Origin of the sequence: Clostridium mobile (assembly GCF_018918285.1) — a bacterium.
Classification (GTDB): Bacteria; Bacillota; Clostridia; order Clostridiales; family Clostridiaceae; genus Clostridium_AW; species Clostridium_AW mobile.
The window spans coordinates 574,219-591,344 of the sequence record NZ_JAHLQF010000002.1; the positions used below are offsets into that span (position 1 = coordinate 574,219).

15 protein-coding genes are annotated in these 17,126 nt (G+C 32.4%); 13 read left to right on the top strand and 2 right to left on the bottom strand.

Annotation, left to right across the window (positions count from 1 at the left end):
* The first annotated feature begins 107 nt into the window (after positions 1 to 107).
* The 3 genes from KQI86_RS08900 to KQI86_RS08910 are packed head-to-tail and all read left to right on the top strand — an operon-like array spanning position 108 to position 1,477.
* Positions 108 to 683, top strand: coding sequence for a TetR/AcrR family transcriptional regulator (locus tag KQI86_RS08900; protein WP_216438920.1), 576 nt, complete (start codon positions 108 to 110; stop codon positions 681 to 683).
* A gap of 12 nt (positions 684 to 695) precedes the next feature.
* A complete protein-coding gene (locus tag KQI86_RS08905) occupies positions 696 to 1,283 on the top strand; it encodes a GNAT family N-acetyltransferase (protein ID WP_216438921.1) in 588 nt (195 codons plus the stop codon).
* A 38-nt stretch (positions 1,284 to 1,321) separates the two neighbouring features.
* Positions 1,322 to 1,477 carry a hypothetical protein gene (locus tag KQI86_RS08910; RefSeq protein WP_216438922.1) on the top strand — a complete coding sequence of 52 codons (156 nt, stop codon included), beginning with the start codon at positions 1,322 to 1,324 and terminating at the stop codon, positions 1,475 to 1,477.
* A 43-nt stretch (positions 1,478 to 1,520) separates the two neighbouring features.
* On the opposite strand, the gene KQI86_RS08915 is transcribed toward KQI86_RS08910, so the two are convergent.
* Positions 1,521 to 2,348 carry a MerR family transcriptional regulator gene (locus tag KQI86_RS08915; protein WP_216438923.1) on the bottom strand — a complete coding sequence of 276 codons (828 nt, stop codon included), beginning with the start codon at positions 2,346 to 2,348 and terminating at the stop codon, positions 1,521 to 1,523.
* Positions 2,349 to 2,839: 491 nt separating this feature from the next.
* Between KQI86_RS08915 and KQI86_RS08920 the strand changes: the two genes are divergently transcribed.
* From KQI86_RS08920 to KQI86_RS08935, 4 genes are all read left to right on the top strand, one after another.
* Positions 2,840 to 3,115 (top strand): CD3324 family protein, encoded by a 276-nt coding sequence (locus KQI86_RS08920; protein ID WP_216438924.1) that lies wholly within the window; start codon positions 2,840 to 2,842, stop codon positions 3,113 to 3,115.
* 283 nt (positions 3,116 to 3,398) lie between these two features.
* A complete protein-coding gene (locus KQI86_RS08925; RefSeq protein WP_216438925.1) occupies positions 3,399 to 5,129 on the top strand; it encodes an ABC transporter ATP-binding protein in 1,731 nt (576 codons plus the stop codon).
* Positions 5,126 to 6,907, top strand: coding sequence for an ABC transporter ATP-binding protein (locus tag KQI86_RS08930; protein WP_216438926.1), 1,782 nt, complete (start codon positions 5,126 to 5,128; stop codon positions 6,905 to 6,907). Before KQI86_RS08925 ends, KQI86_RS08930 begins: the two co-directional genes overlap by 4 nt.
* 265 nt (positions 6,908 to 7,172) lie before the next feature.
* A complete protein-coding gene (locus tag KQI86_RS08935) occupies positions 7,173 to 8,666 on the top strand; it encodes a phytoene desaturase family protein (RefSeq protein ID WP_216438927.1) in 1,494 nt (497 codons plus the stop codon).
* Positions 8,667 to 8,817: 151 nt separating this feature from the next.
* Here the strand turns inward: KQI86_RS08935 and KQI86_RS08940 are convergent, their stop codons facing one another.
* Entirely contained in the window at positions 8,818 to 9,072 is a 255-nt protein-coding gene (locus KQI86_RS08940; RefSeq protein WP_216438928.1) for an AbrB/MazE/SpoVT family DNA-binding domain-containing protein, read from the bottom strand.
* A 227-nt stretch (positions 9,073 to 9,299) separates the two neighbouring features.
* Here KQI86_RS08940 and KQI86_RS08945 point away from each other — a divergent pair, with 227 nt between their 5' ends.
* The 6 genes from KQI86_RS08945 to KQI86_RS08970 all read left to right on the top strand — a co-directional run bounded on the left by KQI86_RS08945 (position 9,300) and on the right by KQI86_RS08970 (position 17,063).
* Positions 9,300 to 10,211 carry a PhzF family isomerase gene (locus tag KQI86_RS08945; RefSeq protein WP_216439538.1) on the top strand — a complete coding sequence of 304 codons (912 nt, stop codon included), beginning with the start codon at positions 9,300 to 9,302 and terminating at the stop codon, positions 10,209 to 10,211.
* Between the two features lie 233 nt (positions 10,212 to 10,444).
* Entirely contained in the window at positions 10,445 to 11,212 is a 768-nt protein-coding gene (locus KQI86_RS08950) for an ABC transporter ATP-binding protein (RefSeq protein ID WP_216438929.1), read from the top strand.
* Positions 11,202 to 13,193: an FtsX-like permease family protein gene (locus KQI86_RS08955; protein WP_216438930.1), complete on the top strand. Its 1,992-nt coding sequence runs from the start codon at positions 11,202 to 11,204 to the stop codon at positions 13,191 to 13,193. The genes KQI86_RS08950 and KQI86_RS08955 overlap by 11 nt, the downstream gene beginning before the upstream one ends.
* Before the next feature lie 63 nt (positions 13,194 to 13,256).
* A complete protein-coding gene (locus KQI86_RS08960; protein ID WP_216438931.1) occupies positions 13,257 to 14,120 on the top strand; it encodes an ABC transporter ATP-binding protein in 864 nt (287 codons plus the stop codon).
* Positions 14,121 to 14,191: 71 nt separating this feature from the next.
* A complete protein-coding gene (locus KQI86_RS08965; protein WP_246582768.1) occupies positions 14,192 to 16,354 on the top strand; it encodes a M1 family aminopeptidase in 2,163 nt (720 codons plus the stop codon).
* On the top strand, positions 16,347 to 17,063 hold the full coding sequence (locus KQI86_RS08970) for a hypothetical protein (RefSeq protein ID WP_216438933.1): 717 nt from the start codon (positions 16,347 to 16,349) through the stop codon (positions 17,061 to 17,063). The genes KQI86_RS08965 and KQI86_RS08970 overlap by 8 nt, the downstream gene beginning before the upstream one ends.
* Positions 17,064 to 17,126 lie beyond the last annotated feature (63 nt).

The following is a 17,126-nucleotide window of genomic DNA, read 5'->3' on the forward strand; positions in this document are numbered from 1 at the left end:
TTATGACGTCCTATTTTATTTTGCTGAAATAAATGTTGATATTTACCAAAATAAAATATACAATGATATATATCAAGTGATATATAATATAATAAGGGGGAAATAAAATGCCACCTAAGAATAAATTTTTAAAGGAAGAAATAATAGAGGCTGCATTTCAAATTGCAAAAGAAGAGGGAATGGATGGGATTACAATAAGAAAGATTGCAACAAAATTAGGGAGTTCAATTGCACCTATATATGTAAACTTTAAAGATGTAGAGGAGCTAAAAGGAGAAGTAATTTCTAAGATATCTCAAATCAGCAATGAAATAATATTAAAGCAAGACACAGGAGATAAGTTTCTTAATATAGGAATTGCCAGCGTTAAATTTGCAAAGGAATATAGCGTTATTTTTAAAGATTTAATTGTAAGAAGTAATATCTATATGGAGAGTTATGATAGTCAAGTTATGCATAATATTATTGAGGCAATGAAAGAGGATGAAGAACTTAAAATATTTACAGAAGAAGAACTTAAAGATATTTTGATGAAAATGAGAGTTTTTCAAGTAGGATTATGTATAATGGCTACAAATGAATCCTTTGCCTCAGAGCTGACAGATGAAAAAATTATAGAAATGTTAAAAGATACAGTGGGTGATATAGTGAATGGCATAAAAGTTAGGAAAAATAAAAAATAGAAGGGTGATATTATGGGGTATAGTATTGAGAGGTTAAGTGATTTAGAGAGTAAATACTTAGAAGGTGTAACTAAAGTTTTTGGAGAGTGCTTTGGGCACATGTTTAAAGGATTTACGGAAGATATAGACTTACTTGCAACTAGCTTTGGCAATTCATTTGTCAAAGATAAGTGTTATGTTTATTTAGAGGGGGATGAGGTTATAGGTTTTGTATCCTGCTCTTCTCTAGATGGACGTGCAATGAAAATAGATAAGGAACCCTTTCAAAAGAATTTTGGAAAGATAAAAGGAAAGATATTTGCTTGGCAAATAGAAAAAATAATGTGTAAGGTGTTAGTTAAGTCAAATAGAGAAGGGTATATTGACTTTTTAGGTGTTAGTTCTAGGCAGCAGAGAAAAGGCATTGGAGAAACCTTAATGAGATATATTCACCAAAATGAAGATTACGATAAATTTATACTTGAAGTGTTAGCTTCGAATTTAAATGCGAAAAAACTCTATGAAAAAGTAGGCTATAAAGCAATAAAAGAAGAAAAAAATATTTTCATGACTTTAGGTGGACAAGGCACAGCCTTTATTATGGAATATATAAAAGAATAAATGATTGTATCATTTGGAGAATAAAAATTAAAAGAGAGTTGGTTTATTATTTAAATATTTTAGTATATAATAATACACATAGTCAATTAAAAAATCTATTTAGAAATGCGAAAACAAAAGAAGAACAAGATTTTTATATGACTTTATGTAACTTAGTTTTGCAAAGAGAACAAGAAAAGGTTATAGATAGATAAAAGGTAAAGAAATAAATGACTCAACATATTGCAGATGTCTGCACTATGTTGAGTCATTTTCATCTTCTAAAGTCTCTATCATAAGCTTCGTAATATAATGTTTCTGATCTTTCTGGGCAATATCAGAAATTAAATACTCCTCATAAGAGTAATCCCCAAGGACAATTCCATTATCATCGGCGTAATTTAACATCTTTTTATAAGCATGGCATAAGTCATCGTATTCACCTTCAAAGTATCCACATAGATATATTCCCGGCTTACGGATTGTTGTTTTTCCAGGCAGAAAGGATTTAGTTCTAATATACAGGTGAGAAAGATTTGTGAAATTATTCTTGCGCAGGTTGTTCACCGATATGATGCTGCCTACGGATTCTTGCACCGTAATTCCTAGGTCATTACAGAATTTAATATATTCCTGCATAAAGTTGGCAAAAGTCTTATTCGGTGAGTTTTCCATATTATTGGATGGGAGAATAATCTCTGAAGGTAGGGATTCTAGGTAGACGTTATTGTGGATGTTTATCCCTTCCGTGGTCATGGCTTTCATGTTTTCAATCATTTCCTGTATCTCTTGAAAATATTTTATTTTTTCAGCTACCTGTTTACTTTTTTCCTCTAGTAAATCTAAGAACATGGAAGGGTCACGCTGTTCAAGATAGATTTTTATGTCCTTTAAAGACATTCCCAGTTTTTTTAGGTTGGTAATAACAGAGAAGGTAAAATACTGATGATAAGAGTAATAACGGTAGCCATTTTTCTTGATGATTTCCGGTTTGAACAGGCCAATGTCATCGTAGTGAAACAAAACATGCTTTTCAACGTTGCACATCTTAGCAAATTCTCCGGTAGTAAAATATGTTTCTTGCATTTTTGAAATCTCCTCTTGACTATAAGGTAACATTATAGTTTATCGTATTATATATTCACGGGGAAAGCAAGTATTGATTTTAGTGCTTTTTCTTATGCCTTCAATTTGATCTTTAGTCTTAATGATTGCTCTTGGAGGAACTTGAAAGCCTTGTTTTTCTAATATAACTATAATTTTAAAATATGCTTTAATTGTTTAAGTGTTCTTATTATATAAAAGTCGTATATCTTTACTTTATAAATATATATGATAAAATTACTCTAGAATCAGTTCAGTAATATAAATTTAAATTGATAGGAGGACTATGTATGAGATCAACAACAAAATATACTGCTCACTTAGGCTCTGCGCGAAGACTACATGAAACAAAGGAAACAAAGCTTTGTTCAGAGCCGGACTTCATTAGAGAAGTTTAGATTAAAATATTATAATTGTTTTGTGTGGTCTTTGCTTCATTATTTACAGATTAAAAGTAGATAGGAGCAAGGATTATGAAATATGAAAAGGCACAAAATATATTGCCAGAAGATGTAATTGAATTAATTCAAGAGTATATAGAGGGTGGGTATTTATATATACCTGTAAAATGTGAGAATAAGAAAGCTTGGGGAGAGAATAGTGGTGCAAAAGATAGTTTGAAGGAAAGAAATAGAGAGATTTTTGATTTATACAATCAAGGAATATCTATTAAAGAACTTGCTAGGCAATACTACCTTACTGAGCATAGTATTAGAAGAATAATTAGAGAAGAAAAACAAATAATATAAATACAAATCGGTATTTTAATATTATCAATATAGATAATTAAATACCGATTTTTTTATTTGCAATTTTAGAATTAAATATGAACAACTTTGATACATAATCATCTATGAACTTGAGAAGTGAGACAAGCTAATGATATGATGTGACTAGAAAGATCAATTTTCGATAGGTGAATTTTAAATTTCCTCTTGACTATAAGGTAACATTATAGTTTATCATATTATGTATTCACGGGGAACGCAAGTACTGATTTTAGAAAAGATCACTGACAAGAGAGGGTTGAATATGAAGTTAATTTTAAAGTATTTAAAAAACTACAAGTTATATGTATTCTTCAACATTCTAGGAGTGTTGGGATTTGCTGCAGCAGAACTTGGAATTCCTACAATTGTCTCCAATATGATAGACCGAGGCATTGTATTGAACGATAAAGCTTATATTTATAAGTTAGGTGTTTTAATTCTGACGGTTGCCATTATAGGTGGTATTGGAAATATTGTATTGGCCTATTGTAGCTCCAAGGTTAGTACGTCAATTACAAGAGATATCAGAAACGACATTTTCAAAAAATCACAGGAATTTTCTCATACAGAATATAATAAATTCGGTGTATCTAGTATGATTACCAGAACAACCAATGACGCTTTTATTCTCATGCAGTTTATTAATATTCTACTTAGAATGGTGCTTTTAACACCGGTGATGATTATAATCAGCATGTTTATGGTAATAAAGACAAGCACCACTTTGTCTATGGTAATCGGAGGATGCATTCCCATCATGTGCTTTGGAGTATATCTCATCGCTAAGACTAGTAACCCAATTAGCACTAGGCAACAGGAGGGAATGGACAGGTTAAATCGTATTACAAGGGAGAATTTAACTGGAGTTAGAGTTATACGTGCATTCAGGAAAGACCGATATGAAACTAAAAGATTTTCTGAAGCCAACGAAGATTATGCATCTAATGCGAAAAAGTTGTTTAAGCTGATGTCTGTTACGCAGCCAGCTTTTTTTCTGCTATTAAATATGGGAATTGTCATTGTATTTATCCTATCTAGCCGTATGATTGATGCAGGCACACTACAGGTAGGAAAATTAGTGGCATTCCAAGAATATATGTTCCATGCTATGTTTTCTATGATGCTGTTTTCTATGGCATTCGTTATGTATCCCCGTGCAGAAATCAGTGCCAGACGTATCCAGGAGCTGCTAGAAGAAGAACCGATTATTCAAAATCCGGAAAATGCAGTAATCCATGGAGATGAAAGCGGAACATTAGAATTCGATCATGTAACTTTTAAGTATCCTGATGGTGAGGTGCCTGTGTTACATGAGATAAGTTTTAAGGCAAGAAAAGGTGACACTGTGGCCTTTATTGGAAGTACCGGTAGCGGTAAAAGTACATTAATAAATTTGATTCCTAGATTCTATGATATAAGTGAAGGCAGCATTAAAGTAGATGGAGTAGATGTTAGGGAATACGATTTAATGTCACTGCGTGAAAAGATTGGTTTCATCCCCCAAAAAGCTCTACTGTTTTCTGGCAGTATCAATGAAAATATACGCTATGGAAAACATGATGCTGTACAATCTGAAATAGAGCACAGCGCCAAAGTTGCTCAGGCTTATGAATTTATTGCAGATAAGCCAAATCGGTTTGAGGAAATGATAGAAGAGGGAGGAAGCAACGTATCCGGCGGACAAAAACAGAGGCTGAGCATTGCAAGGGCCGTTGTAAGAAGGCCGGACATCTATATATTTGACGATTCCTTTTCCGCACTGGATTTTAAAACAGATGCCAAATTGAGAAAAAAATTAAAAAGTGAGACTACAGATGCTATTACCCTGATTGTAGCTCAGAGGGTATCCTCCATTATGGATGCTACGAAAATTATTGTACTAAACGAAGGAAAAGTGGTTGGTATGGGAACTCATGAACAGCTATTAAAAGACTGCGAAATTTATTATGAGATAGCGGCTAGCCAGATGTCAAAGGAGGAATTAGAACGATGAAAAAGAAAAATACTGGTATTAAACGTTTGATTCCCTATTTGAAAAAATATATGATAAAGATCATATTAGCAATATTATTAATTATTGTGGCTTCCTGTTTGATAGCATTAAGCCCGACTTTAGAAGGTAATATTACCACTCAGTTATTTTCCGATATTATGGGAGGACGACGGGTGGATTTTACAAAAATTAATAGAATTATCTTGACTCTAATATGTGTTTATGTGGCAGGGGCTTTAAGTAACTGTGCTTACCAGTTCTTGTTGACCGATGCAATCCAAAGCGCTATGGTGGATTTGAGAAATGACGTACAAGGTAAAATCAGAAGACTTCCTATTTCATATTTTGATAGAAATGCTCTGGGAGATACTCTGAGCCGTGTATCTAATGATATGGAGACCATTTCCAATGCTCTTCAGCAAAGCTTTGCCCAGATTTTAAATGCTGTCTTAGGTTTAAGCCTTGCGGTATATATGATGTTTAAGATTCAATGGGTAATGGCACTGTCTGCGGTGGCGATTATCGGAGTTTCTGTTATCATATCCAAGGTGATTGTAAAAAAATCTCAGCCTATATTTCAAAAGCAGCAGAATGCTTTAGGAGATTTAAACGGTATTGTTCAGGAGAAGTTTACTGGTTTTAATGAAATTAAATTATTCGGCAAACAGGAAGATACATTGAGTGAACTTATGAATGCCAATGAAGAACTGTGCGAAAGTGGTTTTAAAGCTCAGTTCATCAGCGGTTTAATGTCTCCGCTGGTAACTTTTGTAACTTATATTGGAATTGCTTGTGTAGCTATTGCAGGTACATTTTATGCCATAGCGGGAACCATAACTGTAGGACAGCTTCAGGCATTTATCCGTTATATTTGGCAGGTAAACCAACCTATGTCTCAGATAACTCAGCTATCTGGAGCAATTCAGTCCTCTGTAGCGGCAATTCACAGAGTTTTTGAATTCTTAGATGAAGAGGAAGAAGTAGATGAAACAGTAGAATTGGAAGAAGTAGATACAATAAAACCATATGAAGAAGTTCAGGGCAATGTGTCCTTTGAAGATGTGGCCTTCTCTTATACAAAGGAGAAACCTTTACTTCACGACCTGAATGTGGAAGTGAAAAGTGGTCAAATGGTTGCAATAGTAGGGCCTACTGGTGTAGGAAAAACCACATTGATAAATCTACTGATGAGATTTTATGATGTCACCGGTGGCTCCATTAAGATAGATGGCGTGGATATTCGTCATATGAAACGCGATGACTTAAGAGCAAAATTCGGAATGGTTCTCCAGGACACCTGGCTCTTTAAGGGAAGTATTAAAGAAAATATTGCCTATGGAAAAGAAGGCGCCAGTGAAGAAGAGATTATCCGTGCTGCAAAGGTGGCAAATGTCCACCACTTCATTACTACGCTGCCTGATGGCTACAACATGGTACTAAATGAAGAGGCAAGCAATATCTCCCAGGGAGAAAAACAGCTTTTAACAATAGCACGTTCCGTACTTTGTGATCCACCAATCATGATTTTGGATGAGGCTACTAGCTCCGTGGACACAAGGTTAGAACAAAAGCTCCAGGATGCCATGAAAAATATTATGAAGGGAAGAACTTCCTTTGTAATCGCCCACAGATTGTCTACAATTAAAAATGCAGATTTAATCTTGGTAATGAGTAATGGAAATATTGTGGAGAAGGGAACCCACGATGAGCTGATAGAGAAGAAGGGATATTACGAACAGCTTTACCATGCGCAATTTGCGGATTGCGATATGGCTTAATAATATTTTTCGCGTATTTAATTAAGCTAAATACAAAGGCAATAGTTAATATATTAAGTCTATAAATATATATGATAAAAGTAACAATAGGCTCTTGCTTGTATAGAGAATACAGGTAAGAGCTATTTTTATGCCTTTATTCCTTACATCATTTATGAGAAATTATATTGACATAGATAGAGCAAAAATGTATTATAAGTATAACAAGTTATACTAGTTGTAAATTACAATAAAAAGTAATACTAAAAGAGGGGGATATATGTCAATGAAAAAGGTAGTAATTGTAGGTGCTGGTATTAGTGGTCTTACAGCAGGTGTGTACGCACGGAAGGCAGGTTTTCAATCTGAAATATATGAAAAACACAGCATTGTAGGCGGTGAGTGTACCGGATGGGATAGAGAAGGATATCATATTGATAACTGTATTCATTGGCTTATGGGTACTACTGAGGGTACGGAGCTTAATAAAATTTGGAAGACAGTAGGTGCTATTGACGATGGAGTAGAAGTTATTACTTCGGATAGAATGTATACATCCGAGTTAAACGGAGAAAAAATTACCCTTTGGAGAGACTTAGAACGTACTAAAGAAGAGCTTATTGCATTATCGCCTGAGGATGAAGAAGAAATTAAAGATCTTATGAAATTTGTAAAAATGTCAGAGAAGGTAGAAATTCCAGCAGGAAAGCCATCAGAATTGATGAATCCCATTGATATGATTAAGATGGGAGTAACCATGAAGGATACAATGGCTGTTTTTAAAGCCTATGCTGGTATAGATACTACAGATTTGATAAATAAATTTAAGCATCCGCTGATAAGATGTATGATTACTGATTTTGTTACAAAAGAATCTTTAGCAAGTTCATTTCCTATGGCCTATGGTAATTTTATAAGTGGAGATGGTGGCATACCAAGAGGTGGTTCAAGGGCCATGGCATTTCGTATGGAAGAAAAATATAAGAGTTTAGGTGGTAAAGTATTTACCAATGCTAGTGTAGAAAAAGTGATATTAGAGAATGGAAAAGCCACAGGAATTCAGTTGGCAGACGGAACAGAGATTCAGGGAGATTACATTATTTGTGCTTGTGATACAGATTATACCTTTGGACATTTATTGGATGAATCCTATATGGAGCCGCTGATGAAAGAAATGTATGAAAATAGGAAAGCATATCCTGTCTATGGAATGTTTCAGGTTGCTTTTGCAGTTAATAGTGATGTAGATGCAGTTGGGTCAGAGAGGAACATTGACTTTAGTGATTCACAATTTGCCCCATGGGTAAATGATAGACTTACCATTAAATCCTTTGCCTATGAGCCGGATTTTGCCCCTGATGGTAAGCAGATAGTTCAGACCTTATTAGGTCTTACAGAGGAATCATATGATTACTGGGTAGAACTCTATAAGGATAAATCTAAATATGGCGCTAAAAAAGAAGAAGTTGGAAATATAATTTTAAGAAAAGTAGAAGAAAGATTCCCAGAATATAAAGATAAGTTAAGGATTTTGGATATTTGGACACCTATGACATATAAGCGTTATTGCAATGCATATAAAGGCTATAATCAAGCATTTATGATTACAAAGCATAGTGCCAAAATTCCTTATCCATCTGCTTATATTAAAGGGCTTGATAATGTAATCTTAGCAGGTCAATGGATAAGCCCACCTGGTGGACTTCCAGGGGCAGCAATTACCGGAAAATATGCAGTTCAAAGAATTCTTAGCAAAGAGAAGCGAAGTATTAAAATATAGAATAAATAAAGAGTTTGGGACTGCAATGAAATATTACTAAAAATTTTTGCTTTCATTAATAATAAAGAAGGAGAATTCTATGATTAAGGGGATTCTCCTTCTTTGTTGATCCATCATCCAGCGTATTTTCTTAAAGTTCAGTTGTTAGATATTAATCTTCAGCCTCCACAGGATTTTCTTTTACACGAAAAACCTCATTGGCAAAATGTTCAAATGCGTCAAAGCTTTGAATGGCGATTCCACGGTCTACATCTGCAAGTAAAAGCAATGTGTCACCCGGTTTGATTCCAAATAAGTCTCGTGCCTCCTTTGGAATTACAATCTGGCCCTTTGCCCCAACCTTTACTGAGCTCATGTACTTACCTTCATGTTTATTATCAGATGCTTTGTTATTATCATTTTCCATGCTGCTATCCCTCCTTTACATGAATGCTAAGTCATACTTTAGAACAAATATCATACTTTTGATACTTATCATACTGCAAAGAAGTAGAAGGGTCAATAGTAAAATGCCTACTTGTATGTGCATTCCAAGAAAACTATAATTAATTATATAATACCTGGATATTAATTACCAAAAACTAAGGGAATAGATTCTAATCTATAGATTCATAATATATTTAGGGGGAAATCATTATGAAAAAATATAATTTATATCAAATTGATTCATTTACAAATGAAAAATTCACAGGAAATCCAGCAGGAGTAATAACCAATGCAGATGGATTAACTGAGGATGAAATGCAGAAAATAGCTAGGGAACTTAATAATTCTGAGACAGCTTTTATCTTTTCTTCAAATAGCAATGAGTATGATGCTTATGTAAGATTCTTTACTCCAACAAATGAAGTTCCGATCTGTGGACATGCTACTATTGGAGCTCATTATGCTCGTGCAGTTGAAAATGGACTAGATACTTCAAGGGTTTATCATAAAACAGGTGCTGGAATTTTACCTGTAGATATAATAAAAGAAAATGAGGATTATAAAATTGTTATGACTCAGGGTAAAATTGAGTTTGGTGCAACTATTGATGGAGAAAATAAAAAAGAACTTTTGGCGGCTCTTAATATAGGAAATAATGACTTGCTGGAAAACTATGAAATTCAGATTGTTTCAACAGGTCATTCTAAGGTTATGGTTGGTATAAAAAGCATTGAAACTCTAAATACATTAGAGCCAGACTACGATGCGCTTTCTAGATTGAGTAAGATTATTAAATGTAATGGATATTATGTTTTTGTGGTTAATTCACAGGATAGTGATATTTTAATACAGGGCAGAATGTTTGCACCAGCAATAGGCATTAATGAGGACCCTGTTACTGGCAACGCAAATGGTCCTTTGGGTGCATATCTTGTTCGTCATAATCTTGTTAAACATAATAATTCTTTGTTCAAATTTAAGGCTAAGCAAGGTGAAGCTATAAAACGACCAGGCATTATTGAAGTTGAGGTAAAAATAGAAGACGAAGAACCTGTTGAAGTTAAGGTTTCTGGAAATGCTGTGATAATATTTAAATCTGAATTATCATTAAATGATTAAAGAAAAATGAAATATTAATACAAAAGGATTAATAGTGCAAGAGGTTCTTGCACTATTTAATTTTAAAAAATATAATAGAAACTTAAAATTAAAATAATCAAATTTATATAACAAAAATGTAATGTTAATGATATATAGTTCAATTGCTGATATAAATACAATGGTATAAAATAAGTTATATGAAGTTAAATTAACAGTATTAGCTAATATAAAGAAAAAATGGAGATTCATGAATGAAAAATATATTAAGTGTAGAAAAAATTGAAAAGTATTATGGTAGTAAATACAATGTAACAAAGGCTATAGATAATATCAGTTTTAAGGTAGATGAGGGGGAGTTTGTTGGGATAATGGGGCCTTCAGGAAGTGGTAAAACTACATTACTTAACTGCATATCAACTATTGATAATGTTACTACAGGAAAAATAATAATAAATAATAATGATATTACTAGGTTAAAATCAAAAGATTTAGATAAGTTTAGACAAAATGAGTTAGGTTTTATATTTCAAGACTTTAACTTATTAGATACTCTTACAGCTTATGAGAATATTGCTTTAGCATTAACAATAAAAGGAGAAAAAAGTTCAGAAATAGATGGGAAAATAAAATCAGTAGCAGAACATTTAGAAATAGGACAGGTATTAGATAAGTATCCTTATCAAATGTCAGGTGGACAAAAACAAAGAGTTGCTTCAGCAAGAGCAATAATAACCGATCCATCCTTAATACTTGCGGATGAACCAACAGGAGCATTAGATTCTAAATCAGCTAGATTATTACTTGAAAGGTTTGAAAGCTTAAATAAAGAACTAAAGGCCACTATACTAATGGTTACTCATGATGCCTTTACAGCAAGTTATGCTCATAGGATTCTTTTTATTAAAGATGGAAAAATCTTTAGTGAGCTAGTAAGAGGTAATGATACTAGAAAAGAATTCTTTAATAGAATTATAGAAGTTATAACCCTCCTCGGAGGTGATGATAACAATGTATTTTAAGATAGCTGTGGGCAATATAAAAAAGAGTTATAAGGATTATACTATATATTTCTTAACACTAATATTAGCTGTTTGTATATTCTATAGCTTTAACTCAATAGATTCACAAAAGGCACTTAGTGATATGAAATCTTTAAATGCAGATTACATATCTAGATTAACTGAAATTATATCTGGTGTGTCAGTATTTGTATCAATAATATTAGGTGGTTTAATATTATACGCAAATAATTTTTTAATAAAGAAACGTAAAAAAGAATTAGGAATATATATGACTTTAGGTATGGGAAAAAGAAAAGTATCTAGAATTTTAGTGACAGAGACCTTTATAGTGGGGGCTATATCTTTAATTGCTGGTATTATATTAGGAATGGGAGCATCGCAGGTTTTATCTGTTTTTACATTTAAATTGCTTGAGGTTGGAATAAATGAATATAGATTTGCTGTTTCAATAAATGCTATAGGTAAGACTATATTATACTTTGAAATAATGTTTTTACTTGTCATGATGTTTAATGTATTTGTTATTTCTAAGTACAAAATAATTGATTTACTAACAGCGAGTAGAAAAAATGAAGATATAAAATTAAAAAACTCATTTATATATTTATTATTATTTGTTCTATGCGTAGCATCACTTGGATTTGTATATAAATCTATACTAAAGATAGGTTTAGATTTAAGAGATTCTATGTTTAAGTCATTAATAGTTCTTTTAATAGTAGGTACAGTATTATTCTTCTTTAGTTTATCTGGAGTCATACTGTATATAGTAAATAAAAATAAGAATGTATATCTAAAAGGATTAAATATATTTGTAGTAAAACAAATAAATAGTAAAGTTAATACAAATTTTATATCAATGTCAGTAATATGTTTAATGCTATTTATTACAATACTTGTATTATCTACAGGAATAAGTCTTAAGAAAGATTTTGAAGTAGGGCTTGAAAAAGAAGCACCTTTTGATGCTAGTATAATAGTTTTCAATAATAGTAAAAAAGATAATTTAGAAGATGTATTAAATAAGATTAATTTTAAAAGGAGTAAAAATGAAAAATATGCAAATTACAATGAATATTTTTCAGGAGTAAAAGTAGGTAGTTTATTACCAATTCCAGATGAAGATTATAAAGATGATGAGGTATCCTTTGTTAAAATATCTGATTATAATAAAATGTTGAGACTAAGGGGAAAAAAAGAAGTAAGTTTAAACAAGGATGAGGTTTTATTTATGTCCAACTATAATGTGTTGGCTAAGCAAGTTAGTGAAAAGCTAAAAAGCAGTAAGAAAGTTAATATTAAAGGAAAAGAGTATTTAGTGAAAAATGATAAAATAATAGAGGAGAATCTTGCAACTTATCTGTTACCGAATAACTTTTTAACCATAGTTATAAATGATGAATTTTTATGTGATTATAATGAAATTAGTAGCTCCACACTTAATGTAATGTATTCAGATAAGAATAGAGAAGAAAATAATAAAAAATATAGGGAAATAAACGAGAACTTTTCAAGTGGTAAGTATAAAAGCTTAAATGTTCCAGTTATAATTTCTTATTCAAAGGATGATATTTATTCTATTAGTAAGAAAGCGACAACATCGGTATTATTTATTGGAATATATTTAGGACTAGTATTTTTAATAACCAGCATGGCTGTATTAGCTCTTCAACAATTATCAGAAGCCAGTGATAGTATAGAAAGATATAAAGCTTTAAAGAGAATTGGTGCAAATAAAAAAATGATAGACAAAACAATCTTCATTCAAACCTTTATACATTTTAGCCTTCCAGTGACCCTTGCATTAATCCATTCAATTATTGGTGTTGCAGTAGTTAATAAAGAAATAAGTAAGTTTAACCAAATAGATATTAGATTTTCAGCTTCAGTAACAGCTTTATTATTTATTGTAGTTTATGCAGTATATTTTTATATAACATATACAGGATATAAAAATATAGTAAAAAATAATATTTAATTCTGTACATTACATATAAAACATGGAGATATTAAATAAGTCATATGAAAGGATGATAAAACCATGAATATTTCAGTTAAAAATTTAAATATGACATATAAAACTGGTAAAAAAGCATTAAAGGATGTTTCGTTACAAATAGAAAGTCCAAGTCTTATTGGATTTTTAGGACCTAATGGAGCAGGAAAGTCAACACTTATGAAACTTATTGTAGCAGGATTGATACCAACTAGCGGAGAAATTCTTATAGATGGTGTGCCATTACTTAAGAATGAAAAAAAGCTAAAAGCAAGTCTAGGATATCTACCACAATCTTTTGGGCTTTATGACGAACTTACTGTGTGGGAATTTTTAGACTATATGGCAGCACTAAAAGGGATTAAAAATAGTAAGAGGGTTATTAAAGAGGTCATTGAGAAGACAAATCTAACAGAAAAACGCAAAGCACGTATTTCCACCTTATCTGGTGGTCAAAGGCAGCGTGTAGGGATTGCCCAAGCTCTTATGGGTAATCCGGAATTACTCATTTTTGATGAGCCAACTGTTGGACTTGATCCTGAGGAACGTATTAATTTCCGTAACTTGTTTTCCAAGACTGCACAGGATAAGATTGTGTTATTATCTACCCATATAATTGAAGATGTACAATCAGTATGTGATAAACTGATTGTTATTAATCGTGGGCAAATTTTGTTTACAGGTACACCAGAGGAACTAATTGCCTCAGCACACAATCATGTTGGAGTCTTTGAGGAAAAAACAGAACAAAGGGTAAACCAAGAATATAAGATAACATCAAGGGTTAACACAGCCCGTGGTATTGCCTGTCGTATTGTAGCGAAAACACTTCCAGCCTTTGCAGAAGCTGTGGAGCCTACTCTTGAGGATGCCTATATGTATCTTATTATGGAGAAAGAGGTGAAATAGTCATGAAGTTCTTTTCCTATTTAAGGGTGGAATTGAATCGTATTTTTCATTCAAAAATTGCTTGTTTAATTATGATATTGACTATGCTTTGTCCAATGGCTGGATATAAGTTGTACGATGGCATGATTAATAAAACCTTATCTGGACACTTTATTGGAAATCCATCTATTGCTGGAGCGGTAGGGGGAGGGATTTTATTCGCAATACTAACTTTACTAGAGTTCAATAGGGTACATAAATATGAAACTGAAGTATTAACAAATAGTATTGTATCTCCCTTAGTACTAAATGTGGTGAGATTACTTGCTATAGTAATAGCAGCCACTGTTACTGTTTCTATTACTTCAGTCCTTTATTATCCATATACAGTTATAAAAATGGGTAATGTTTTTGATGGATATACCTACTTAAATAGCTTCTTTCTTTTGATGCTTCCATCTGTACTGCTATCAATTTTAGTAGCTTCTGCATTTTATCAGATTTTCTATCGTGTAGATCTTAGTATGGCTACATTTATTCTATTAATGTTGCCAAACTTAATTGAACGTCTCCCTATTGGAAATATTTTGAATTGGATAAAACCTTCAGTTCCATCACTCTCAGATTATTTCAGTAATGCACAAATATTTCGCTTAATGAAACATAATAGATTATTTTGGTTTTTGATATTTGGTGGTTTGTGGCTAATTGGGTTGTTGTGTGTACGTTCCTATGGTAAAAGAATATTTGGTTCTATGCTGCATAATTTAAGGAAAGTTTATATTCCTTTAATGGCTGTAGCAATGATTGGTGGTGGATGCTACGCTTTTATAAATCAACCTGATGTTTTTTTAATATCTAAAGAAGAACTTATTAAAGCGTTTAATAGTGATTCGGCGGATAGTTCTGATAAGGTGAATAAAGAGCTTCAGTTGTTAAACAGTGATTTGAAAATTTCATTTGATGGAAGTAAAGGAAGTCTTTCTGCAAAGGCAGTATATTCACTTGAAAATTTGAGTGGTAGTGAACAGGAATGTACACTGACAATAAATCCAGGATATACTATTCATAAAATAATTGTAAATGATAAAAAGGTTACATTTAAAAGAACAGATGCCATAGAAACTAATATTATATTTAGCGTGCCTGAGGAAAAAAATATTAAGCTCATTATAGGATATGAGGGAAGACCTAAAATTCTATATTTTCTCAGTGATATTATTCTAGATACTACTATTAGCGACAAATATATTGATTTGTCAAGCAATAAACTTCTTCCCAATATCAAAGTAGCAAACAGCAAGGAAAATTCTGAATTTACATGTGAGCTTACCATGCCTGCTGGACTTATACCAGTAGTGGATCCATCACAAGAGGATGAGAATGGTGAAGCAGTAGCAAATATGACTGGTGATACAACCAGGGTACTTTCAGAGGATGGGGATAAGAAAACATGGCTTGTTCATCTTAAGGGTACTCGTTTATCTTTAATGGCTGGTGATTATGTTATGAAGCAGTTGGGAAATGAAGAATTGCCTATAGAGTTTTACTATAGCAGTAAACATGAGGATACTATGAATAATGCCAGTGCTGAAAAAGTGATGAAGGATACTATTGATTATTGCATTAATCATTATGGCAAGTTAAATGATGTTTCTAAAGATTCCCCCTTAAAAATAGTAGAAAAAACAGCCTTGTTTCCAGGAGGACTAGCATATCCTAATTATAGCACCATGGGAGAATTCTCTTTTAATGATGAAAATCTAAGTAATACATTAGAAGGAGCATCAAGTGGTGAAGTATTAGCTCATGAACTTGTTCATCAATGGTGGGGAGTGCACACTATAGGTTCAGGAGGGAATAATAGAAATTGGTCAGCTGAAGGACTTACTGTCTATACAACTTATCGAGTTGCTAAGAAAACTCATGGAGAAGAATATGCTCAAAAAAATTATGTGGACATGTGGAAGGCTCGCGTGAAAGAAAATAATAATAATTTTTATACTAGGCATCCAGAATATTTAAATATTCTGCCCCAAAAATATGTTCGAGATATTGATGGTAATAATAGAACTGTGCGACTATACTCAAAATTACCTCTTCAAATTTTGAAAGCTGAAAAACTAGTTGGCGGTGAAGATGAAATGGATAAAATTTTAGCTAAACTATATGAGAATAAATCAAAAACAAGAATCACATGGCAGGACTTTCTAGATGCTTGTGGACTAAAAGAGGAGGAATTAAATCTTGAATAGAATATTTAAATATGAACTTAAAAGGCTGATTATAAATAAATTTTTCTTAGGATTGCTTATTATTTCTGCTCTCTATAGTCGTGAAATTATGTGTAGAGATATAATTCTTGGGGTTTCAAATACTGCCCCTTTCTCTGGCTGGAGCTATGGAACATACCTTGCTAAAGTGTTACCAATATTGCTTGTTACCTTACTATTTTTTATATCTTTTCTTTATCAAAAACAGGAAAAGAGTGTGCAAGCGTTAACTAAAGCAACTCCTATTGATCCATTTAAGTTTCAAATGCTCCGCTTCGGCACTATTATTGTAGGATTTATTTTAATTTCTGCAGTGCCTATTGCCTATAGCTTCTATTTCTATGCTGCAAATTTTGACTTTACTAATTTTGGAAGTCTTGTGTTACCAACAGTTATAACACTGTTGCCTGCTATGTTGTTTGTGTTTGGTTTAGGAGTTCTCGGAGGGCAATATCACCAAGGATTAGTTTTTGTACTTATGACAGCGGTAATATTAGTAAGTTTCATTTCATTGCCATATGCAGTTGATTTATTTGGAGGAAACTTCTTTACAAAATATCCACAATCTCTTGATGTAGTTGAACCGGCTTTCTCTATACCTGCAAGTGTAGTAATTGGAAAAGTTATATATGGACTAACTGGACTTGGAATGATTCTGCTATCTGGTATTCAAAAGAAACGTAAAATATGAGGATATTAATTAAAAAATATAGTAAAAAGTAATATTTAATCTTATAATAATGATTAAGGTTAT

Bases quoted from the DNA above. Each gene is read 5' to 3' on its own strand.
- KQI86_RS08965 (WP_246582768.1), top strand. From the start codon at position 14,192: ATGATATTGACTATGCTTTGTCCAATGGCTGGATATAAGTTGTACGAT.
- KQI86_RS08935 (WP_216438927.1), top strand. From the start codon at position 7,173: ATGAAAAAGGTAGTAATTGTAGGTGCTGGTATTAGTGGTCTTACAGCA.
- KQI86_RS08940 (WP_216438928.1), bottom strand. From the start codon at position 9,072: ATGGAAAATGATAATAACAAAGCATCTGATAATAAACATGAAGGTAAG.
- KQI86_RS08900 (WP_216438920.1), top strand. From the start codon at position 108: ATGCCACCTAAGAATAAATTTTTAAAGGAAGAAATAATAGAGGCTGCA.
- KQI86_RS08915 (WP_216438923.1), bottom strand. From the start codon at position 2,348: ATGCAAGAAACATATTTTACTACCGGAGAATTTGCTAAGATGTGCAAC.
- KQI86_RS08955 (WP_216438930.1), top strand. From the start codon at position 11,202: ATGTATTTTAAGATAGCTGTGGGCAATATAAAAAAGAGTTATAAGGAT.
- KQI86_RS08925 (WP_216438925.1), top strand. From the start codon at position 3,399: ATGAAGTTAATTTTAAAGTATTTAAAAAACTACAAGTTATATGTATTC.
- KQI86_RS08930 (WP_216438926.1), top strand. From the start codon at position 5,126: ATGAAAAAGAAAAATACTGGTATTAAACGTTTGATTCCCTATTTGAAA.
- KQI86_RS08950 (WP_216438929.1), top strand. From the start codon at position 10,445: ATGAAAAATATATTAAGTGTAGAAAAAATTGAAAAGTATTATGGTAGT.
- KQI86_RS08960 (WP_216438931.1), top strand. From the start codon at position 13,257: ATGAATATTTCAGTTAAAAATTTAAATATGACATATAAAACTGGTAAA.
- KQI86_RS08920 (WP_216438924.1), top strand. From the start codon at position 2,840: ATGAAATATGAAAAGGCACAAAATATATTGCCAGAAGATGTAATTGAA.
- KQI86_RS08905 (WP_216438921.1), top strand. From the start codon at position 696: ATGGGGTATAGTATTGAGAGGTTAAGTGATTTAGAGAGTAAATACTTA.